Annotated in this window: 18 protein-coding genes and 1 pseudogene; 7 read left to right on the forward strand and 12 right to left on the reverse strand. The window is 64.1% G+C overall.

Annotated features, from left to right (window positions below; all coding sequences use genetic code 11):
* Positions 1 to 34: 34 nt before the first annotated feature.
* A complete protein-coding gene (locus ACP8LP_RS11750) occupies positions 35 to 526 on the reverse strand; it encodes a MarR family winged helix-turn-helix transcriptional regulator (protein WP_065673103.1) in 492 nt (163 codons plus the stop codon).
* A gap of 358 nt (positions 527 to 884) precedes the next feature.
* On the opposite strand from ACP8LP_RS11750, the gene ACP8LP_RS11755 reads away from it, so the two are divergent.
* Entirely contained in the window at positions 885 to 2057 is a 1173-nt protein-coding gene (locus ACP8LP_RS11755) for a metallophosphoesterase family protein (RefSeq protein WP_279187084.1), read from the forward strand.
* Positions 2054 to 4663 (forward strand): AAA family ATPase, encoded by a 2610-nt coding sequence (locus tag ACP8LP_RS11760; RefSeq protein WP_484483179.1) that lies wholly within the window; start codon positions 2054 to 2056, stop codon positions 4661 to 4663. Before ACP8LP_RS11755 ends, ACP8LP_RS11760 begins: the two co-directional genes overlap by 4 nt.
* A 103-nt stretch (positions 4664 to 4766) precedes the next feature.
* Here the strand turns inward: ACP8LP_RS11760 and ACP8LP_RS11765 are convergent, their stop codons facing one another.
* The gene (locus tag ACP8LP_RS11765) at positions 4767 to 6113 is read right to left on the reverse strand and encodes an MATE family efflux transporter (RefSeq protein ID WP_016666472.1); all 1347 of its coding nucleotides are present in this window, start codon (positions 6111 to 6113) and stop codon (positions 4767 to 4769) included.
* The gene (locus tag ACP8LP_RS11770) at positions 6113 to 6760 is read right to left on the reverse strand and encodes a TetR/AcrR family transcriptional regulator (protein ID WP_063279396.1); all 648 of its coding nucleotides are present in this window, start codon (positions 6758 to 6760) and stop codon (positions 6113 to 6115) included. Before ACP8LP_RS11770 ends, ACP8LP_RS11765 begins: the two co-directional genes overlap by 1 nt.
* Before the next feature lie 138 nt (positions 6761 to 6898).
* On the opposite strand from ACP8LP_RS11770, the gene ACP8LP_RS11775 reads away from it, so the two are divergent.
* Together ACP8LP_RS11775 and ybaK are read left to right on the forward strand one after the other, a co-directional pair.
* Positions 6899 to 7771, forward strand: a complete 873-nt coding sequence (locus tag ACP8LP_RS11775; protein WP_016666474.1) for an aminodeoxychorismate lyase — start codon at positions 6899 to 6901, stop codon at positions 7769 to 7771.
* On the forward strand, positions 7771 to 8259 hold the full coding sequence (ybaK, locus tag ACP8LP_RS11780; protein ID WP_016666475.1) for a Cys-tRNA(Pro) deacylase: 489 nt from the start codon (positions 7771 to 7773) through the stop codon (positions 8257 to 8259). The genes ACP8LP_RS11775 and ybaK overlap by 1 nt, the downstream gene beginning before the upstream one ends.
* Positions 8260 to 8271: 12 nt before the next feature.
* On the opposite strand, the gene ACP8LP_RS11785 is transcribed toward ybaK, so the two are convergent.
* From ACP8LP_RS11785 to ACP8LP_RS11795, 3 genes are read right to left on the reverse strand one after another with little or no spacing between them, the layout of a single operon-like run.
* Positions 8272 to 8667: a hypothetical protein gene (locus ACP8LP_RS11785; protein ID WP_016666476.1), complete on the reverse strand. Its 396-nt coding sequence runs from the start codon at positions 8665 to 8667 to the stop codon at positions 8272 to 8274.
* A 35-nt stretch (positions 8668 to 8702) separates the two neighbouring features.
* On the reverse strand, positions 8703 to 9254 hold the full coding sequence (locus ACP8LP_RS11790) for a hypothetical protein (RefSeq protein WP_484483180.1): 552 nt from the start codon (positions 9252 to 9254) through the stop codon (positions 8703 to 8705).
* 13 nt (positions 9255 to 9267) lie between these two features.
* On the reverse strand, positions 9268 to 10173 hold the full coding sequence (locus ACP8LP_RS11795; RefSeq protein WP_315968708.1) for a L,D-transpeptidase: 906 nt from the start codon (positions 10171 to 10173) through the stop codon (positions 9268 to 9270).
* Between the two features lie 14 nt (positions 10174 to 10187).
* Here ACP8LP_RS11795 and ACP8LP_RS11800 point away from each other — a divergent pair, with 14 nt between their 5' ends.
* The 3 genes from ACP8LP_RS11800 (at position 10188) to ACP8LP_RS11810 (ending at position 15627) form a co-directional block, all read left to right on the forward strand.
* Positions 10188 to 11093 (forward strand): carbohydrate kinase family protein, encoded by a 906-nt coding sequence (locus ACP8LP_RS11800; protein WP_484483181.1) that lies wholly within the window; start codon positions 10188 to 10190, stop codon positions 11091 to 11093.
* Between the two features lie 39 nt (positions 11094 to 11132).
* On the forward strand, positions 11133 to 13214 hold the full coding sequence (locus ACP8LP_RS11805) for an NAD(+) synthase (RefSeq protein ID WP_462575100.1): 2082 nt from the start codon (positions 11133 to 11135) through the stop codon (positions 13212 to 13214).
* Between the two features lie 166 nt (positions 13215 to 13380).
* The gene (locus tag ACP8LP_RS11810) at positions 13381 to 15627 is read left to right on the forward strand and encodes a 6-phosphofructokinase (protein ID WP_252908506.1); all 2247 of its coding nucleotides are present in this window, start codon (positions 13381 to 13383) and stop codon (positions 15625 to 15627) included.
* Here ACP8LP_RS11810 and ACP8LP_RS11815 read toward each other — a convergent pair.
* The 6 genes and pseudogenes from ACP8LP_RS11815 to ACP8LP_RS11840 all read right to left on the reverse strand — a co-directional run bounded on the left by ACP8LP_RS11815 (position 15552) and on the right by ACP8LP_RS11840 (position 20920).
* Complete coding sequence (locus tag ACP8LP_RS11815; RefSeq protein ID WP_065673092.1) at positions 15552 to 15989, reverse strand: lantibiotic dehydratase; 438 nt, start codon at positions 15987 to 15989, stop codon at positions 15552 to 15554. The two genes, ACP8LP_RS11810 and ACP8LP_RS11815, sit on opposite strands and share 76 nt — an antisense overlap.
* Positions 15990 to 16125: 136 nt before the next feature.
* Entirely contained in the window at positions 16126 to 16578 is a 453-nt protein-coding gene (locus ACP8LP_RS11820) for an MFS transporter (protein WP_036975568.1), read from the reverse strand.
* Between the two features lie 120 nt (positions 16579 to 16698).
* Positions 16699 to 17382 carry an MFS transporter gene (locus tag ACP8LP_RS11825; protein WP_334338702.1) on the reverse strand — a complete coding sequence of 228 codons (684 nt, stop codon included), beginning with the start codon at positions 17380 to 17382 and terminating at the stop codon, positions 16699 to 16701.
* A 52-nt stretch (positions 17383 to 17434) separates the two neighbouring features.
* Positions 17435 to 17578 carry a GNAT family N-acetyltransferase gene (locus ACP8LP_RS11830; protein WP_484483182.1) on the reverse strand — a complete coding sequence of 48 codons (144 nt, stop codon included), beginning with the start codon at positions 17576 to 17578 and terminating at the stop codon, positions 17435 to 17437.
* Between the two features lie 138 nt (positions 17579 to 17716).
* Entirely contained in the window at positions 17717 to 19018 is a 1302-nt protein-coding gene (locus ACP8LP_RS11835; RefSeq protein WP_221268287.1) for an ISL3 family transposase, read from the reverse strand.
* 909 nt (positions 19019 to 19927) lie between these two features.
* Positions 19928 to 20920: pseudogene (locus ACP8LP_RS11840) on the reverse strand (IS481 family transposase).
* Positions 20921 to 21105 lie beyond the last annotated feature (185 nt).

The following is a 21105-nucleotide window of genomic DNA, read 5'->3' on the forward strand; positions in this document are numbered from 1 at the left end:
CGGGACGCAGCTGACCCGACTCAGCTGCTGGGGGTCAGTCGGCGTCGCCCAGCTGGCTCTTCTCCTCCTCGGTGAGGCCGTCGCAGATGCGACTGAGAATGGTCTCCAGGTCGTTGAGATGACCATGATCCAAACCACCGAAGACAACCCGACGCACCAGGGCAGCGTGTCCGGGAGCGGCCTGCTGCAACGCCTTCATGCCCTGGTCAGTGAGGTGGATGATGGCTCCCCGGCCGTCGGAGCAGCAGATGCGACGCTCGACGAGGCCACGCTTCTCCATACGAGTGAGGTGATGGGACAGCCTCGACCGTTCCCATCCCATGTGCTCAGACAGTGCGACGACTCTCATCTCGTCGTCGTCGGTCTCCGACAGTCGGACGAGGACCTCAAAGTCCTGCACGGACAGCTGTGAGTCGCGCGACAGTTGACGATTGAGCACAGCTGGCAGGGCGGTCGTCACCTCCAACCACAGGCGCCAAACCCGCTGTTGGTGGTCGTCCAGCCAAACGGTGCGATCCTCTGTCACTGTGCCTCCTTCGTTCCTGAGTATAGGAGCCCGGTAGGCGCCCTTGGACCTACCGAAACTGTCTTGTGTTGACGTATCACCGTTCTCGTGTCATGGGAGTTGCCATATCAACCGGAGCATACGGAGAACAAGGAGAATCACATGACTGACATCATCGCTGCCAACGGCACCTCCACGACTGCCAACGCCGAAGGCAACGCTCACGTGTGCCGTCAAGGACGATGCCCTGGAGCTCGAGATCAGCGCCATCAAGCAGAACTGAGCGCCAACAACTCCGCCAACCCTGGCTTGACAAGCCAGAACAACAACGGAACAACCGTTACGCAGAAGTGTCCGGGTCGTCTCCTATCGTGTTGCCATGACGAGATTCCTCCATACCTCGGATTGGCAACTGGGGATGACTCGGCACTATCTGTCCAAGCGGGGCGACGATGACCCGCAGGCACGGTTCACTGCCGATCGCATCGACGCGGTGCGCCGGCTGGGCGAGGTCGCCCGGCAGGAAGAGTGCGACTTCGTCATCGTCGCCGGTGACGTCTTCGAGACCCAGAACGTCTCCGCCCAGATCATCGCTCGCAGCTGCGAGGCGATGGCCTCGATCGGCCTACCCGTGTACCTACTGCCGGGAAACCACGACAGTCTGGAGCCCGGATGCCTGTGGGACGGTACGGAATTCACCCGCCGCTGCCCCGGCAATGTCCATGTCCTGCGCGATCAGTCACCAGTCGACGTCACCGACGCGAACGGCTCCGTCATCGCACAGATCGTGGCAGCCCCACTGCTGACTCGGCACCCGTCAACCGATCCGCTGGCAGAGCTCGCTGCCGGCCTGGAGCCCACCCAGGCCCCACGCGTCCTCGTCGGGCACGGTCAGCTCGAGGGATTGTCGGGTGACACCCGCGACGCCCTCATCTCTCGCGCGCCGTTGGAGGACGCCATTGCCCGTGGTGCACTGACCTATGTCGCCCTGGGAGACCGCCACATCGCATGGCCTGTCGACGATGACCACGCCGCGATTCGATACAGCGGCACTCAGGAGACGACGAGCTTCAACGAGGACACCGTCGGCACCGCTGTCGTCGTCGACCTCGACGCCCCGCTCACCTGCAAGACGATCAAGGTTGGCACCTGGTTGCACGCGCGAGTCAGTCAGGAGGTCGCAGGCGAGGCAGATCTGGAAGCCCTGAGGGACCGGTTCAATTCCTTCGACCACCGGGACCGCACCATCATCCGCTATGACCTGCACGGCCAGCTCACCATCTCCCAGAAGGCCGAGCTCGACGAGATCATCGCTGATTACGAGACGGTCTTCGCCAGCCTGGAGCCCAGTGAGAACCGCCACGATCTCACGGTCATCGGGGACGATGCCAGCCTCGCCGACGCCGACCTACCCAACTGGGTGAGGGATGCCGCCGAGGAGCTGTCTGGCATGTGCGCGACCAATGAGGACGCCGTCGCCGCCCTGACCCTCCTGCACCGGCTCGTGAGTGCGGAGAACCCGACGACGCGTACTGCGGAGGTGTCCCGATGAAGCTGCATCGCATCCACGTCGAGAACTTCAAGGCCATCGAGAACCGCACCCTCGAATTGCCCGATGCCGGGATCGTCGTCGCGGCCGGTCCCAACGAGGTCGGGAAGACCTCCATGGTCGAGGCACTGGACCTGGTGCTTGGATCCAAGTACAAGGCTTCCTCCCGGGCACAGGAGGTTCGACGGGCCCAGCGCTACGGCACCTCACTTCCGGTGGTCGTCGAGGCCGAGATGACGATCGGTGAGCATCGTTTTGCCCATCGCAAGAGTTTCCTCAAGGACAAGGAATCCTCGCTGCGGTTCATCTCCGGCCCGCGGGCCGGGCAGATCGTCACTGGGGACGAGGCCGTCGAGACGATGGAGACCCTGCTCGCCGGTGCGGACATGACGCTGTGGAATGCCCTGCGACTCATGCAGGCCAGCGGGCTGTCACCCCTGAGGCTGGACTCCTCCAAAGCCCTGACGGCGGCGCTCGAACAGACGGGCGGTCAGAAACCCGACGAAGGCTCGATCGGTGGTCTCATGGACCGAGTCCGTGCCGAGTACGAGGTGTACTACCAACCCACCACCGGCAAGGAACGCAAGGGGGCCTTCCAAGAAAGGGAGCAGCTCGAGGCCGTCAGTCACGACCTCGACGAGGCCACCGCCCGACTCCGGGAAGTGGATGAGGTCGTCGAGGCCCTGAGCAGGATCAACGAACAGATCAGCCACGACCATGACGTCGTGGCGTCGAAGACCACCGAGTGCCAGCAGACCCAGGAAGCCCTTGACAGTCTCACCGAGCTGGAGGCCCAGGTCGAGACCACCAGTCGCGCTGCCAAGGAGGCGGCGCAGCATCACGCCGAGGCCAAATCCGCTCACGGGGTGCGAGTCAAACTCGTTGAGAGCCTCACCGAGGCTCGCGAGAGGCATGAACAGTGCACGCAGGTGGCCGCCGAGAACGCCGAGAAGGACCAGGCAGTCGCGGCTGAGCTCGCCGAGGCCCAGGAAGCTCTCGACGAGGCTGCATCCAAGGTCGCCGAGGCCGAGACCGCGGAGGAGGAGGCACGACGCACCCTCTCCGCAGTGCGAGCCGGCGAGGAAGCTGCGAAGGCCCGCGAACACCTGGATCGCATCACTGAGCTCAAGGAACGCATTTCCGACGGACAGCGCCAACTCGAGTCGGAGAAGGTGACGAGCCAACTCCTGTCCAAGCTCAAGAAGGCCGTCAAGGCTGATGACCTCGCCAAGGAAGCAGCGGCACTGGCCAGCACCCAGCTCATCATCGAGCATCAGTCCTATGGGGAACCCCTGCGGATTGACGGCACCGAGCTTGACCTGCCCGTTGGTCAGACGAGCCAGCGCAGCATCGACGGTGAGCTCGTCATGGAGATGGGCGATGCATGGCGGCTGAGGATCTCCCCCACCTCAGAGGTCATGAACCTGGGACGCGACGCGGACAAGGCTCACCAAGCAGTCGTCTCCCTCCTGGGGGAGCTCGGCGTGGCGAGCCTCGAGCAGGCCGAGGCCCGAATGGCAGAACGCAAGGTCCTCCAGTCGAAACTCGCCTCGTGGCAGGAACAGGTGGAGCGCGAGCAGGGCGAATACACCATCCAGGAACTCGAAGCCCTGGCCGATCAGGGTGGGGAGAAGTCCTCCCTTACCGCGGCGGAGGCCCAGAAACTTGAGGACGATGCCGTCGCCAAGGCCAACGATGCTCGCAATGTCGAGCGTCAGGCCCAGGCCCGTCTCAAAGCAGTGGACAAGCGGCGCAGTGAGACCCACGACAAGGCTTTTCGCGCCAACATCGACCTCGACACCGCCGCCGAGACCGTCACGCGGCTGAGCGAGGAACTCACCGCCACGCGCGAGGCGGTCCCGGACGATGACCTGACCGAGGCCCTCACGACCGCCAAGGAGGAGGACCGTGTCGCGAGGACTGAGGCCGATCGCGCCGCAGCTGCGTTAGCTGAGCGCAACCCCGACCAGGTTCGCACCGAGGCCCAGGGAAGTCAGCTCGCCCTCAGCAAGGCCACTGCTCGTCTCAAGGAGGACACCGACCGTCAGTTGGAGCTCAAGGGCCAGCTGCTCGGCCTGGGACGCCAGGAGCGTCAGGCCGACGTCGACGCCTTGACCAGCAAGAAACACCAACTCGCACGCCGCGTCGCTGGGTTGGAGAGTCGGGCGCGGTCGACGAAGCTGCTGTGCGACACCCTCAGTCGTCATCTCGATCAGGTGCGTCAGTCCTACGTCGCCCCGTTCACCAGCGAGATCGACCGGATCGGCCGGGCCGTGTTCGGCCAGGATCTCCACGTCGAGATCGACTCCACACTGACGGTGATGGCTCGCCAGCTCAAGGGTGCGCGCCTGGAATGGGACCAGCTGTCGTCGGGAGCCCGGGAACAGCTCGGCCTGGTGGTACGGCTCGCTGCCGCCCGGCTCATCGATCCTGATGACGGGGTGCCTGTGATCCTCGACGATGCCTTGGTCTACTCGGACCCAGTGAGGGTCAGGCACATCCTCACCGAGGTTGCCCAAGGGGCTCGAACGAGTCAGATCGTGGTGCTCACCAGTGCTCCTGAGAGGTACGACTCAGTCCCTGGGGCGCAACAGGTGCGCTTCGACTGACCGAGTGAGGCGACGCTGCTGGTCCGAGACCATCGGCCTCGGACCAACGGGCGGGGACGTGCCGGATTCGCTCCTTCGCGGGGGACCCGGGAGGGGATCCTTTTCAGGCTCCGGTCCTCATCCAGGCGTCCCCATGGGCACGCCAGGCCAGGATCACGCACCGCACCGCCATGAACCCACCAAAGGCGATCCACAACCAGACGACAGCAGCGGCCGGGTCAGCCGGCGCCCAGAGATGAACCGCCCAGGCCATCGGTAGGTACACCAGAAACATGACAACCTGGGCGCCCGACAGCCAGCGGCCGTCACCTGCTCCGATGAGCACTCCGTCGAGAATGAAAGCCGGCCCGGCGATGACCTGCTCAACGGCTACGACGAGAAGACCAGCCGCCACCGCCCGGTGAACTGCCGGATCATTCGTGTAGATGGCCGGCACGAGCTGGTGGAAGGCTGCCAGCAGGATGCCAATGACAACTCCGGCCCACACCCCCCACCGAGTCATGGTGCCGGTCAACAACCGTGTGCGGTGAATGTCGCCAGCTCCCAAACTCGCTCCCGTCAGGGCCTGACCGGCGATACCGAGGGCGTCCATCGTCATGAGGAGCAGGTTCCAGATCGTCATCGTCACCTGGTAGGACGCCATGGTGATCGCTCCTGCCCGCGCCGCGACCCAGGTCGTCACGTAAAGGGCAGCCCGCAACGCGAGGGTGCGGATGAGCAACGGAATGCCGTCGCGCAGGCTCGAGGCGATCCCGCCCAGGTGTGGCACCAGACTCAGGTCCAGACCGTGGGTACGTCTCCACAGCACCCAGACCAGGGCCACCGCCATGGCTATCTGGCAGATCAGGGTGCCAATGGCTGATCCCTCGATCCCCCAGCCCATTCCGAGCACGAACCACAGGTTGAGTACGAGGTTGAGGCTGAAGGTGATGACAGTGACGACCAGAGGCGTCCGGGTGTCCTGGAATCCTCGCAGCACCCCGGTGACTGCCATCGTTGCGAGCATCGCGGGCACACCAAAACCAGTAATGCGCAGATACCGTCCGGCCTGTTCTGCGACGACGCCGCTGGCACCGAACCATCCGGCCACCGTCGTCGGAATGACCACCAGCATGATCGCGACGAGGATTCCGATGATGAGGGACAGCCAGAGTCCGTCAACACCGGTCTGAGCCGCACCATGGCGATCCCCCGCTCCCATCCGGCGCGAGGAGGTGGCCGTCGTCGCATAGGCGAGGAAAACGAAGAGACCCGTGAACGTCGTCAGGGCTGCCGAGGCAACACCGAGGCCGGCCAACTGGGCAGTGCCCAGGTGCCCGACGACCGCAGAATCCGCGACGAGAAATAGCGGCTCAGCCACCAAGGACAAGAAAGCGGGTATCGCCAGATTCAGGATCTGGCGATACCCGGTCTCAGCCTGGAAGTCCGTATTGCGACTCGCTCGAGCCATCAGGCTCGAGCAATCGCACCACACAGGGAGGCACGAATGATGTCGAGGACGTTCTCGGCCCGCTCGGAGGCCTTCTCACCACGCAACGGACCGGAGGTCGACAACGAGGCAAACCCGTGGAGCAACGACCACAGCAGGATGCCGAGACCGCGCACATCGACTCGCTCCGAGAGCTTGATGTCGGGGTCGGCGAGAACATCCCTGATGACCGAGTCGGGCAAATTCGGTGCCTTCGACCGATCCGTTTCGATCATGTCGAGGCCGGCATCCGAAATGCGGTATGCGACGTCGAAAAATCCCGGCTCTGCCAGGGCGAAATCAAGGTACGCGCGGCACGCAGCCACCAGCTGGGCAACTGCTTCAGCCTCATCGTCTTCAGGCTGGGCTTCAGCCACAGCTTCACGCATCCTGCGGCCGATCTGGTCGGCAGCCGCCAAGCCCACCTCATCGAGAAGGGCCTCGCGGTTCGTGAAGTGACGGTACGCCGCGTTGGGTGACACGCCAGCTCGGCGAGTCGCTTCACGAAGCACGACCGCCTCGGCGCCACCACTGCGAGCCATCTCCAAGCCCTCTTCCACAAGGGCCTCACGCAGATGACCGTGGTGGTAGGTCTGACGTGTCTGCGACGAGCGATACGACTCCGTCATTAATGATCTCCCAGTCCGTTAGTAATATGACGTCAGCCAAACTGGCTGAATATCGACGCCCAACCATACGTGACATTCCTGTGGTCGCGGAGGGCAGCCTCTGTGACCACCCAACTTCTACTCAACTAGGCTGAACGCATGAGTTCAAGTGTTCCATACCTACTAGCCATACTTGGCGAAGGGGACGTGCCGCCCTCGACCATGGTGTGCCATGGAGACGATCTCGGGCTGCTGCGTGGGGACGGAGTTTTCGACGCAACCCGTATCGTCACCGCACAGGATGGGACGTCCCGAATCGATCATCTCGAGGAGCATCTGTCCCGCTTCGCCCGATCGATCGCAGGCGTGGATGGCCCCACCCCTGACATGGACTCATGGCGGCACCTCATCGAGGATGCAGCGCGTACCTGGCGCCTCCCCGGAGAGGCCACCCTCAAACTCGTCTATACCAACGGCCGCGAGGTCGTCCCCGGACCGCCACGTGGGTTCCTCATCATCGCTCCCCTCTCCGAAACCCACAAGGAGGAGAGGGAAGGAATCGACGTGCTGTGCCTGTCGCGAGGGGTCACGAGCGAGTCCTTCGCCGATGCACCGTGGCTCCTCGGCGGCGTCAAGACCTTGTCGTATGCCGTCAACGTCGCGGCGCTGCGTTACGCCAAGTCCCAGGGCGCCGACGACGTCATCTTCACCTCGACCGAGGGCTACCTGCTTGAAGGGCCCACCTCAGGGTTGGTCGTCCAAGCTGCCGACGGACTGTGGACAACCCCCACCGGCGCCACTGGGATCCTCAGCTCCATCACCGTCAACACCGTCTTCGAAGCCGCTGACGACGACGGGGTCAAGACTTCCACCCGCCTCATGAGGCGCGACGAGGTCTTGCGAGCACAAGGGGCCTGGCTACTGTCATCGATTCGCGGCATCGTCCCCATCCTGAGTATTGACGGTCGCCCAGCCCCCCAGGACGACGAGATGACCCACCGGTTGCGTGTGTGGGCCGGATTCGAGGACTGATGCCTGCCTCTGACTCTGCCTCCCCAGCCACGAAAGCCCTTGCCAAGGCCAAGGTGGCTCACGTCCTCCACAGCTACGACCATGACCCGTCGAACCACCACTTCGGTGACGAGGGGGCCGCAAAACTCGGCTTCGACCCGGACATCATGCTCAAGACCCTCATCGTCGAGCTCGCTCCCTCGGGAAAACTCGCCGTCGCCGTCGTCCCGGTGAGTGGCCAGCTCAACCTCAAGGCCTTCGCATCCGCGATGGGTGCGAAAAAAGCCGCCATGGCCGACCCCGCGGCAGCTGAGCGCTCAACGGGGTACATCGTCGGGGGGATTTCGCCACTTGGACAGAAAAAGCGGCTGCCCACGTGCATCGATGAATCGGTGCTGGGGCAGCCGCGAGTGCTGGTTTCGGGCGGGCGTCGCGGGCTGTCGGTGGAATTGTCACCATCAGACCTGATGGCTGTCACCGGGGCCTTGACGGCGAGAATTACCTGCTGACGCCAGCCCGCGTCACTTCCGGGAAGACTTGGCGATCGACTGGGGCAGAACGAGCAGCCCGACGACGATGACGACGCCCAGGATCACGTGGATCCACTTGACCGCACCGCCACTGCTCATCTCGCCGAGGCCGTACTGGACAAGGACCAACACCGCCATGCCCACGGCGTGACCGACGATCGACGACGGGCCACCGTGACGCTTCCACATGACAGCCAGGACGGCAGCCACGATGGCGGCCACCAGGGTCAGAATTCCAAATCCCATGTGCACGTCGCCGAGCCCGTGAACACCGGAGAGCATGAAGCAGGCCAACGCAGCCTGAATGATCACGGACGCGACCGCGACCCAGGCAGAAATCGTCAGGGCCTTGGGAGGGGTGGGAACGACAGGGGTGTTCTGTGTCATGCCTCACACTCTAGGCCACGGTTGTCGTTGCGGCCTCATCGCGAGCGGCGGCCCTCGATGACCCAGGGACCCCACCAGGCCCCCAGCCCGATGGCTAACAGGAGGGCAGGCCAGGTGACCTCGGCCACCGCCGAGAACACCGGTATCAAGGCGTACAAACCCGCCCCTCCGAGCAAAACGGTCACTCCCCCGACGATCCCGCCAGCGAGGCGCTGCCTCCTCCGCCGCTCCAACCTCGCCCCCAGCAGAGCTGCCAGCAGGACGACCGGGATGATGAGGATGACCGCCACCCCCATCGCGTAGAGCAGACCGACGAGGAGGCTTCCGAACCAGCCGCGTGCCGGCATGGTTCCGCTGGTGCCATTCGCCCCGGGCGTCACAGCCCAGATCGCCAGGCTGAGGCCCCACACCAGTCCGGTGATGGCCATGACCGCGACAAAAGCACCGGCAGACCTACTGACCCGAGCCGACTCCGTCGTCGCCCCCAGGGTGTCGCGATTCCCCGAGTCGACGTCCTCGTGGTCGACGCTGTGGCCCAGCCGTGTTCTCAGGTCGAGGGTGTTCTCCTCGTCGCGTCGACGACTCACCGCACCTTCACCCTCACCGCACCTTTACCTTTGTGCCCTCATGGGCAAAGTTGTAGAGAGCCTCCGAGTCCTTCGGAGCCAACCTCGCGCAGCCGTGACTCGAGTACCCCGGCATGCCCAGGGTGTAGACGGGCTGAGCAAGTTTCTTAGTCTTCTCGTCCCACGGGATCTGGTGGAAGCCAATGTGGCCGATCGCTCCCGGGCGTTGATAGAAAGCCAGAAAATTGGGGATGTACCAGCGAATGCCATCCTCGGTTGATGCGGCATGTTGAACCTTGTACTCGATCTCATAGTCCCCGACCGGGGTTTTCCACGGCTCCGCGGTGGTGAGCATCGCGCGCTTCACCACACCGTCGTCAACGAGGTAGACGTGATTCTCCGCCTTGACCCACAGCACATAAGTTCCAGCGCCTGCCGAGGATTTCTCACCCACCGCCAGGGATGCGGGAGGTGGAGTCGGCCCGGGAATCGAGGGCCTCGATTCGTCAGTCTGGGGGCTGGCAGAGTTATCGGGCTCGTCGGCACCGACCTTGTCAGTCGGCCCGTCCGGGGCCTCCTCACTCGGGGACGCCTTGGCCGTCAACTCGGGAGAAGCGGTCGGGCACGTCACAGGGTAGCGATGACGAGCACGAAGATCACCCGCGCCCGGAACGGAATCGATACACGGCGTCACTGCCGGCATGGATGATCCGCAGCCAGCGACCAAGCACACCGTTGCCACCAGGGCAGCGAAGAAACCACCGCCGCGCCAGAGGCCAGAGCCGGCGCGCGGTTCCGGGGTCGGGGTGCTTCCGGAGGCGATCATCAAATCCAGTCTAGAGGCCGCAACCTGGCTATCCGAATACAACGCTGGTAGCAGAACGACGGTTGGCCCTCCACCAGGACGGCTGCGCGGGGTGCGAGAGACTGGAGGCACCATCGGGAGGAGAGGTCATGTCCACCGCACTTGTCATCGGGGAGTCACTGATCGACGTCGTCAATGATGCCGGACGGGTGAGCGAACACCCCGGCGGATCCCCCATGAATGTGGCGGTTGGGCTGGCCCGCCTGGGACGCGATGTCGAGTTGGCCACCTGGATCGGTGCCGACGACCACGGCCGGAGCATCGAGGCCCATGTCGGTGCCGACAACGTCCGTCTCAGCGGGCCGTCACGGGGAGCCGAGCGCACCCCCACGGCCACCGCCACCCTGACGGGAGGCCAGGCTAGCTACGAGTTCGACCTCGAGTGGGCATTGCCGTCGGTCACGATTCCCGATGACTGCGTCGTCGTCCACACCGGGTCATTGGCGTGCGGGATCGAGCCGGGACGTCAGGCGGTGGCGCAGACGGTTGCCGCCGCCCGGGACTGCGCGACGATCACCTTTGACCCGAACTGCCGTCCCAGCCTGCTCGGTGATCCAGCTGCTGCGCGCCACGATGTCGAGCAGTTCGTCCGACTCGCCGACGTCGTCAAGGCCTCCGACGAGGACCTGGAATGGCTGGGCGAGGGGGCTGACCCGGTCGAAATGCTCACCGACTGGATGGGGTTGGGGCCCAAAATTGGCATCCTGACGATGGGAGAACACGGCGTGGTGGCCATGACGGCCGCTGGTGTCGAAATTCGCGTCCCCGGGGAGCGAACCGAGGTTGTCGACACCGTCGGTGCCGGGGATTCCTTCATGTCGGCGACCATTGACAGTTTGTGGACCACCGGGCTGCTGGGGGCCGAGCACCGCATGGATCTCGGCCGCATCCAGCCTGACGTTTTTCGACAGGTGATGCAGCGGGCAGACCACATCGCCGCCATCACCGTCTCTCGGGCCGGCGCAAATCCCCCGCGCAGCAGCGAACTGGGGTGAACAGGGCTTCCGCACCCCAGGTTCTGCGAGACTGACCCCATGAAGGGGAATTTCCACTCGGCATATGACCAAGGTTTCGCACGAGTCGCGGCGTGCACCACGACGGTGCACATCGGTGACCCTGCCTCGAACGTGGCGGGAATTCTCGACACCTGCCGGGAGCTCAACTCTCGTGACGTGGCTATCGCCGTCTTCCCCGAGCTCTGCCTGACCGGCTACGCCATCGACGACCTGCTGCTCCAGGACGTCGTCCTCGATGCCGTGATCGACGCCATCGAGACCCTGCGTCAGGCCTCCCGCGAGCTCTTCCCGGTCATCGTCGTCGGGGCTCCCTTGCAGAGGGGGAACCGGCTGTACAACTGCGCGGTCGTCGTCCACCGTGGCCAGGTGCTCGGTGTGGTGCCCAAGAGTTACCTCCCCAACTACCGGGAGTTCTACGAAAAGCGTCACTTCGCGGCTGGTGCAGGCACCAGCGGGACGATCGACCTGTCGGGGCGACAGAAATCTCACGTGGCCTCGACCGAGGTCCCCTTCGGACCCCACCAGCTCTTCCAGGCCTCAGACCTGCCGGACCTCACCTTCCATGTGGAAGTCTGCGAGGACCTGTGGGTTCCGGTGTCCCCGTCCTCCCAGGCCGCTCTCGCAGGCGCTGTCGTCGAGGTCAACCTCTCGGGTTCCCCGATCACCGTCGGAAAGTCCCGCCAGCGACACGAACTGTGCAAGGTGACGTCCTCGCGCAACCTTCAGGCCTACGTCTACGCGGCCGCCGGCCCCGGGGAGTCGAGCACCGACCTGTCCTGGGACGGCCAGGCGATGATCTACGAGAACGGCACCCTGTTGGCCGAGACCGACCGGTTCTCCCCCGAGCCCGGGTACTGCCTGGCTGACACCGACCTCGACCTGTTGCGTCAGGAGAGGATGCGGCAAGGGTCCTTCGACGACAACGCCCTGGCCCAGTCCGACGCTCGTGCCCACAACGAGGAATGGCGCACCAACACCTTCACCCTCGACCCGACCCATGAGGACATCGGTCTCGAGCGGCCCGTCGACCGGTTCCCCTTCGTCCCGAACGAGCCAGACCAGCTCGCCCAGGACTGCTACGAGGCCTACAACATCCAGGTCTACGGCCTGCGTCGTCGCCTCGAGTCGATCGGAGCTCCCAAGGTCGTCATCGGCGTCTCGGGAGGCCTCGACTCCACCCATGCCCTACTCGTCGCTGCCAAGGCGATGGACCAGATGGGCCGTCCCCGCACCGACATCCTCGCCTTCACGATGCCAGGGTTCGCCACCACCGACCACACCAAAAACAACGCCCTGGACCTGTGCCAGACACTCGGCATTCCCTGCGAGGTGTTGGACATCCGCCCGGCAGCCACCCAGATGCTCAGGGGGATGGGGCACCCGGCCGGTGACGGGGCCGACGTCTATGACGTCACCTTCGAGAACGTCCAGGCTGGTCTGCGTTACGACTACCTCTTCCGCATCGCCAATCAGCGGGGCGGCATCGTGCTGGGCACCGGAGACTTGTCCGAGCTAGCCCTGGGGTGGTGCACTTTCGGCGTCGGCGACCAGATGAGCCACTACGGGGTCAACACCGGCGTGCCGAAAACCCTCATCCAACATCTCATCCGGTGGTGCATTTCGTCGGGCCAGTTCAACGAAGCCACCAATATCGTCCTTGAGTCCGTTCTGGGGACGGAAATCTCCCCCGAGCTCGTCCCGGCTCGCCCCGGAGAGAAGATCCAGTCCACCCAGGCGAAGATCGGCCCCTACGAGTTGCAGGACTTCACCCTCTACCACCTACTGCGCCACGGGATGCGTCCCAGCCGGATCGTCTTTCTGTCCCATCACGCCTGGCGCGACGCCTCGGTGGGGTCCTGGCCACCCGGGTTCCATGACGAGGACCGCCATTCCTATGACCTGTCGGCCATCAAGGACTGGACGCGGCTGTTCCTGCGTCGATTCGTCGGAAACCAGTTCAAGCGCTCCACCCTGCCCAACGGACCCAAGGTCGTCGCCGGTGGGTCCCTGAGCCCGCGCGGTGACTGGCGAATGCCGTCCGACGCCGTGGCCCGGGCATGGATGGACGACCTCGAGACAGTTCCCGACGAGCACTCCTGAGTCCTGACGACCTGGGATGGTCAGCCCGAGGGTCACCCTCCCCGCCGCAACACCGAACGCTCACCGCACCAGAGACGAAAATCCCCGACCCACCGTCCCCACCGTCACAGTTCACCCTCCGGCCACTCTGACGCGGCAATATTGAACTGTGCGTGTTGATGACGAATTGAGGCTTACCCCAACCCTCCCCGACGGTCGTGGGTTGCGCATCGGCATCCTGACCAGCGGTGGCGACGCCCAGGGAATGAATGCCGCTGTCCGCGCCGTGGTGCGCTCTGCATTGAGCGTGGGAGCCGAGGTCTATGCGATCTACGAGGGCTACCAAGGCATGATCGACGGAGGCGACGGCATCCGGAAGTTCGGATGGGGTGATGTCGGTTCGATCCTCAACCGTGGCGGCACCGTGATCGGCACCTTCCGCTGCAAGGCAATGCGCGAACGCTCAGGTCGGCTGAAGGCCGTTCAGAACCTCTTGGAGCACGGAATTGATCGTCTCGTCGTCATCGGTGGCGATGGTTCGCTCACTGGTTTGGACGTGCTGCGCACCGAGTGGACCGATCTCGTCGCCGAACTCGTCGACACGGGTCGGGTGAGCCCCGAGGTGGCCCGCGAGCACCCCTCCCTCATGATCGCGGGACTCGTCGGTTCCATCGACAACGATCTCGTCGGATCCGACATGACCATCGGCGCGGACACGGCTCTGCACCGCATCGTCGATGCCATTGACGACCTCACCTCCACCGCTGCCAGCCACCAGCGATCCTTCGTCGTCGAGGTGATGGGTCGTCACTGCGGCTATCTCGCCCTCATGGCGGCAGTCGCCGGTGGCGCCGACTATGTGCTCATCCCGGAGCGTCCACCGGAGGACGGCTGGGAAGATCGGATGTGTGCCGAGCTCAAGCGCGGTCGACAGTCGGGGCGCCGGGACTCGATCGTCATCGTCGCTGAGGGAGCCACCGATCGCGCCGGTAACCGCATCACCTCCGAGTACGTCCGTCAGGTCCTCGAGGACAAGCTCGGGGAGGACGCCCGCGTCACCATCCTGGGCCACGTCCAGCGCGGCGGACGCCCCTCGGCCTACGACCGTTGGGCCTCCACCTGGCTCGGCTACCACGCCGTTCACGAGGTACTTTCGACGACCCCGGAGGCCGAGGGGCGCGTCATCGGAACCGGCGCTAACCGCATCCACCGTCTGCCCCTCGTCAAGGCCGTCGCCGACACCAAGTCGGTGCCCGGTCTCATCGAGCAGGGGCGTTACAACGAGGCCATGAGGATGAGGGGACGCTCCTTCGTCGAGATGGACGCCATCTTCACCGAGCTCAGCGAGCCCGCTCGCACCAAGACCGAGGGGGGCGAGGACGCCGACCGCAAGCGGATTGCGATCATGCACGCCGGCGGCCCTGCCCCGGGCATGAACACTGCTGCCCGCGCAGCCGTCCGGTTGAGTATTTCTCGTGGCCACACCGTCATCGGAATCCACAACGGATTCGTCGGCCTGGCTGCCGGGGACATGTCGGAACTGGCCTGGAGTGACGTCGAGGGCTGGGCCGGGGAAGGCGGTGCTGAGCTGGGCACCCGCCGCGAAACCCCGAGCACCCGTGACCTCTACGCCGTCAGCCGCGCACTGGAGGACAACCACATCGACGCCCTGCTCGTCATCGGCGGATACTCGGCCTACGAGGGCATCCACACCATGACGACGGAACGGGACCGCTACCCCGCCTTCCGCATCCCGACGGTGTGCATACCGGCCTCGATCGACAACAACCTCCCCGGTTCCGAGCTGTCCATCGGTGCCGACACCGCCCTCAACGTCATCGTCGAGGCGATGGACAAGATCAAGGAGTCCGGCATCGCCTCGCGTCGGTGCTTCGTCGTCGAGACGATGGGGCGCGACTGCGGATACCTCGCCCTGATGTCCGGCATCGCCGCCGGTGCCGAGCGGATCTACACCAATGAGGACGGCATCTCCCTGGACGATCTGGCCAATGACGTCCACTGGTTGCGGGAGTCCTTCGCCCACGGACGGCGTCTATTCCTGGCCGTTCGCAACGAGAACGCCTCCCGCAACTACACCACCGACTTCATCGCTCGACTACTGGAGGAGGAATCCCACGGCATGTACGACGTGCGCCAAGTGGTTCTGGGGCACATGCAGCAAGGTGGGTCGCCCTCCCCCTTCGACCGGTTGCTGGCCAATCGTCTCGCGTATCGCGCTCTCAACCTCATTGACGACGAGTTGGCCGCCCACCAGGACGGGCCGTGGTTCATCGGTGTCAACGAGTCGGACATGCGCCCCAGCAAGATGGAGACGATGCCTTCCCTCGTCGACTCCGCTCACCGTCGTCCCCGCGAGCAGTGGTGGCTGACGATGTCACCGGTGGGACGAACGGTATCCGACGAGGTGCGCTGATCCCGGACACCTAGCTCGTCGACCGCCCACGACTCGAAGTAGATCTCACGCCGCCCCAGGGCAGGCTCTTGGGCCACGAAGGACGTGCGCGTCGACTGATCGATGGTACCCCAGCAAAGGGGGCCAAAGAAACCGATGGTGTCATTCTTGGCCACGTAGCGCGAGATATAGGCAAACAGTGCATCTGCCCGGCGCCGGTTCTTGCGGTTGTTGACCGGTTCGAGAGTTGTCAGGTTGTTCTGCAGGATGCCCGGGTTTTGCCACGCTAACGCCTCCCCGACAGGCGTCTCTCGACAAATTCGCGCAACCTGTTCGATGAACAGTTCGTCGAGGTCTTGAGCTCTGATGGAGGACTCGGCCACGTTAGCGGACGGTTTCCTGCGCAGAACATGCAACGTTGCCACCGGGAATCCAGCGCTGCGCAGCAGGCAGTCGCTCCGGTACTGCACACGCCGCGGAGCCGGAGGCGCTGACGTCGCTCCGGCCGAATTCGGGACTTCAGTGATCACGTCGGAACTCCGTCATGTGTTGCACCTTTCGGATCGGGGAGGCGAGGATCCATAGAGCCGACAGGCAGGCAATCAAACCTGATGCGACCAAGGAACCTCGGATCCCGAGGAAAGCCATGGATGAGCCGGCGAGCAAGCTTCCCAGGGGGGCCGTTCCCCACACGATCACACGACTGGAGGCGCTGATCCGACCTAGGATGTCCGGCGATGTGCTGGCCTGACGCAGCGTGAAGACAGTGATGTTGTATACGGTGACCGAAATCGACAAGACCGCTTGTAGAATCCCTCCCACGACGAGAGCAGTGCGCGGACTGAGTGACGCCAGCGCCGAGATACTGCATCCCGCGATGAGCGCCGGCATCCAGATGGCGGCACCAATCCCGATCCTTGCAACCAGCTTTTCGGCGAAGATGGCAGACAGCACAGAGCCAAGGCCGCCCATCGCGAGAATTGAGCCGACAATACCCTCACTGACACCAAGTTCTCGCAGCAGAAATAGACAGAACAGAGGCTGTAGCATTCCGTAGGCAAAGTTGAATGTTGCCGTACAGGCGATGGTGCTTCACAGCTCGCGTTGGTGCCAGAGCTCCCTGAATCCGACCTTAAGCTCCCGAAAGAGGCTCCGCTGCTCGGCGGCGGTTGCCGTGCCGGGGACCCTGGCGGCGTCGATCTTCCTGCAACCAATCAGCGGGGCGGCCGCCAAGAAGTAGCCGATGGACGTCACGCCAGCGGCGACGTGGCTACCTAACCATTGGATCATCGCTCCTGCGAGCGCAGGGGCCCCGATTTGGGTCGCCGAGTCCACGGCGTGCAGCTGGGAGTTGCGTGCCAGCAGCTCTTCCTCTGATGCGATGCTGGGGGTCAGCGCTTGAGCTGCGGTGTCGGCGAAGATGCCACACGCGCCCGCGATGACTCCAAGAGCGATAAGCATAGGAATGCTCACTACTTGAAAGAGCCCCCCTATCGGCAGCGCGAGGAACGCCACGGCGCGCAGCACGTTGGCGGTCGTGATGACGGATACTCGATTGTGACGATCGGCAACTAAGCCCGCGAAGAGCCCGAAAAGGACCAATCCCGCGGACTCGGCCGCGGTCACGGCGCTCGCCTGCCATCCAGTTGCGCCAAGGGCGCCCACCGCGATGAGTGGCAGGGCAACGTCGGCCACCCCCTGCGAGAGCTCTCCGAGGCCGGAGGTTGCGGCTACCCGCCAAAACACACTTTTCGGAATTCTGGGTGTGGTAGTCATACATCTCTCTTCACTAGCTTACGGTCCGCCATGGATGGGATCGAGTGATGCTTCACCCGCCGAGCTTCATCTCGACGAAGTCGTATTCCCCGCCATTGGTCACCTGCTTGAAGTAGCGAATAACTTTGAACCCACTGGCCTCATACACCTTGATGCCCCGCAGATTAAATGACGCGACCGACAGGCGAATCTCCACGCCTGGGTATTCCTGGCGAATCCTCGCCAAATTGCACCTCATGAAGTTCCGCCCCAAACCGGCGCCGGTAAGGTCGGGGCGCATCCCTAGCCCAATCTCCAAACCATCGCCCCCTTCCGGAAAAGCGGCTCTTCCCAATCATCGGTGGAAGGCGGGTCTGAAACCGCCGGTGTCGAGTATTGCCCTTCGGATGTAGTTGGTCAGGTTACGGAACCCGAGAGCGGTCCCGCGGAGGTGCTCGAGCCGTCCGTTGATCGCTTCGGTAGGGCCGTTGCTGGTGCCGGGATGATCGAAGAACGCCAGGACGTCGCTGCGGCGCTTGTTGAGCGTCCTGCCAAGTCTTGCCAACTCGGGCAGAGCCTTGGGGACCCCGTGGGCCAGCGACTCGATGATGCGGGCGAGCGAGGCCTTCCCGGCTGTGGCGTCCTTGCTCCGGTAAGCCGAGACCAGCTGCTGATAGACGCTCCATGTCACCTCGACGCCGACGTGATCATCGCAGGCGAACAGGTCCTCGAGTCGCTCGATCTGTCGTGGTCGGAGCAGATCCAAGCCGGTATGGAGTAGCCGCCGGGCCTGATAGAGCGCATCATGGTTGCGGCCGCGATGCCCATGGACTTCCTGCTGGACCCGCTGTCGGGTCGCGTCCAAAGCGTCTGCGGCGAGCTTGACGACATGGAAAGGGTCCATGACCGTGACCGCATCAGGGATCGCCTCAGCGGCCGCGGTCTTGAACCCAGTAAAGCCGTCCATCGCCACGATCTCGACTCCTTGACGGAAGTCTTGGGACTGCTGATCGAGCCAAGTCCTGAACACTGCCTTGGAGCGCCCGGGAATCATCGCGAGCAGCCGGGACGAACCGCTGCCATCGCGGACCGGTGTGAGGTCGATGATGACCGTGACGTACTTGTCGCCCAGCCGAGTGTGGCGCCAGACATGCTCATCAACACCCAGGACTTCGATCCCGTTCAGACGGCCAGGATGCTCAATGAGCAACTGCTGCCCGGCGTCGAGGATCGCGGTGTTCGCGGTGTCCCAAGCGACCCCGAGCGCCGCCGCTATCCGCGAGATAGAGAGCCGATCCACCACCAGTGCTTCCAGCCCCCAGCAGACCGCGGCACGAGTCATCTTGGCTCGCGGCCCAGCAGCCAACTCCAGGTCGTGACGCCAACAGCAACCACACCCGCGACAGCGATACCTGGGCAGGCGAACCAGCAGCATCGTGGGGCGCCAACCCAACGGAATATGCGCCAACCAACGGTCCACGACCCCATGCCGAACACCCCGACATCCGCAGCGATGGCACCAACTGTCGTCGCTAATCGGGACACACTCAATCACAGCACGACCAGCCTCGAGACGGAGCCCGATCGCCTCCAAGCCGAGGTCGGCCAAGCCGAGGAAGGTAGTCAGATCCGGACGACAGAAGGTAGCGTTGAACACATCGAGGCTCTCGGTATGGACGGGGTAGGAACCTCCATCATCGAGGGCCTCGACCCCTGCCTACAACCTCACCACCCACCGTTCACTGGGATGAGCCGGAAAAGCTCCGGAAAGGAAACCGATAAGTTGACCGGCCTGCCGCACTTGAAGGAAGAATTCCGGCCACAGCTCGGGAGTAACGAATTCACGATAATCCCCGGGATCCGCCGTCATGTCATAGAAATCATAAGGAGGCGGGTATTTCCAATCATCCGCAATCTCTCGTGCGGTTGCCGCGTCCATAGGCATGTATACCAGGTCTTGATTGACCTGATCACGTACCACTAGGGGTGAACCTTGGCTCATTTTCTCTCCTGTGAGGGCGAAGGGAACAGATCCATCATGAGGCTAAGTGGGTGCAGGAAACAACGCTGATCGCTGCGTGGTCTCGCTGCAGCAAGACTTCGATATCGGCAGAACACGACCCGTCGGGGGACGGAGGGGATATGGATACCATCTCGGTGGCGAGAAGCCGGATCCAAGGAATCCGGGCATCAGCCTCCACCACCGAGAGGTGGACGACGGGCGTTTCGTCGGCCGCCCCGGTGGGGCTCGACCTTCGCAGCTGAGCCGATGCGACGTCGAAGCTCCAGTTCTCGACACGGTGGCGATCACCGCCCCCTGTAGCGGCCGGTAGGTCGCCACGCACATGCTTGACAACGGGCAACGTTCTCGCGTCATGTGCCTTGCCCCAGCGCTGCAAATGCTCGCGGAGCCGCTCGTACAACGCTTCTGGCGGACACGAGAACTCCAGCCGCCACCCGCCGGGAGCCACGGTTGCTCGGTCCGCCGATTGGGATGAGGACGAGGCCACGAGGGCGCTCCCGTCAGCAACCTGTGACGACGTCTCGCCAAACCCCGCACTGAGGTCTAGGTGTAATCGCCGGACAGGTTAGGTACGCGGTCGGCGGGTGATGTGCCTTTGAGCGCGGTGTGCCCGCGGTGGTGATTGTAGTGGTGCAGCCAGCCGGGGAGTTCGGCCAGGCGGTCGGTCTCGCTGGCGTAGGGCCGTGCGTAGGCCCACTCGGCGACCAGGGTCCTGTTGAACCGCTCGACCCTGCCGTTGGTCTTGGGCGTGTAGGGCCGGGTGTACTTGTGCGTGATGTGGGTGTCTTTGAGTGCCTTGTTGAAGACTTTGGACCGGCAGCAGGAGCCGTTGTCGGTCAGGACCCGCTTGACGGTGATGGCCTGGCTGGCGAACCAGGCCTGGGCCCTGGTCCACAACCCGGCGGCGGTGTCCTTGCGCTCATCGCTGAGGACCTCGACGTAGGCCAGGCAGGAGTGGTCGTCGACGGCGTTGTAGATGTAGTGATACCCACCCCCGCTGGCGGATCAGCCACGGTTGCGTACTCCTTGGGCGCGTCCGACCATGCGGTGGCCGCCGCCGTCGGGGATCCGGCCCAGCTTCTTGATGTCGACGTGGACCAGCCAACCGGGGGTGTCGTGTTCGTAGCGGACGGGTGTGGGCTGGGCGCGTAGCCGGGCGCCGGTGGCCTTGTCGATCCAGGTCAGGGGTGGGCATCCGTAGCGTTGCAGGATCTTGCCGACAGTCGAGACGCTGAGGTGCTGGTGGCGTAGGTGGTAGGCGATGCGTGCTGGGCCCCACTGGTGGGTGATGGGCAATCCCACCACCCATCGTTGCGTGCGACGGCAGACCCGTCGGGGCTGGTGGTGGGGTCGGCTGGAGTGATCACGCATTCCGGCCGGCCCGTGGGCGCGGTAGCGCTGTGCCCAGCGTTGGGCCGTGGTGACGCTAACGTTGAAGCGTTCGGCGGCCCGACGCAGGGAACCGCCATCCTCGACAATGCAGCAGGCCAGGCGCAAACGTCCGGTTTCGGACAACGAGGCATTACAGTGGGTCATGAGGGCCTCTTGGGAGTCGTGCTTTGTGTGGTAGCAACACACTCCACCCACAGGCCCTCGCCCGTGTCCAGCCACAGCTGTCTCTGACCAGCCCGATGTACCTAACCTGTATGGTGGTTACAACTAGCCAGGGTCATTACGCGACTCTTCCTCGTGACGCGCAGGTCCGACCAGCCGTGACCGTG

It is taken from the genome of Cutibacterium sp. LaCa_89, from assembly GCF_058177555.1.

Bases quoted from the DNA above. Each gene is read 5' to 3' on its own strand.
- ACP8LP_RS11820 (WP_036975568.1), bottom strand. From the start codon at position 16,578: ATGGGCGGCCTTGGCTCTGTGCTGTCTGCCATCTTCGCCGAAAAGCTG.
- ACP8LP_RS11795 (WP_315968708.1), bottom strand. From the start codon at position 10,173: ATGGTGCCTCCAGTCTCTCGCACCCCGCGCAGCCGTCCTGGTGGAGGG.
- ACP8LP_RS11760 (WP_484483179.1), top strand. From the start codon at position 2,054: ATGAAGCTGCATCGCATCCACGTCGAGAACTTCAAGGCCATCGAGAAC.
- ACP8LP_RS11770 (WP_063279396.1), bottom strand. From the start codon at position 6,760: ATGACGGAGTCGTATCGCTCGTCGCAGACACGTCAGACCTACCACCAC.
- ACP8LP_RS11800 (WP_484483181.1), top strand. From the start codon at position 10,188: ATGTCCACCGCACTTGTCATCGGGGAGTCACTGATCGACGTCGTCAAT.
- ACP8LP_RS11805 (WP_462575100.1), top strand. From the start codon at position 11,133: ATGAAGGGGAATTTCCACTCGGCATATGACCAAGGTTTCGCACGAGTC.
- ACP8LP_RS11825 (WP_334338702.1), bottom strand. From the start codon at position 17,382: ATGACTACCACACCCAGAATTCCGAAAAGTGTGTTTTGGCGGGTAGCC.
- ACP8LP_RS11765 (WP_016666472.1), bottom strand. From the start codon at position 6,113: ATGGCTCGAGCGAGTCGCAATACGGACTTCCAGGCTGAGACCGGGTAT.
- ybaK (WP_016666475.1), top strand. From the start codon at position 7,771: ATGCCTGCCTCTGACTCTGCCTCCCCAGCCACGAAAGCCCTTGCCAAG.
- ACP8LP_RS11775 (WP_016666474.1), top strand. From the start codon at position 6,899: ATGAGTTCAAGTGTTCCATACCTACTAGCCATACTTGGCGAAGGGGAC.
- ACP8LP_RS11755 (WP_279187084.1), top strand. From the start codon at position 885: ATGACGAGATTCCTCCATACCTCGGATTGGCAACTGGGGATGACTCGG.
- ACP8LP_RS11785 (WP_016666476.1), bottom strand. From the start codon at position 8,667: ATGACACAGAACACCCCTGTCGTTCCCACCCCTCCCAAGGCCCTGACG.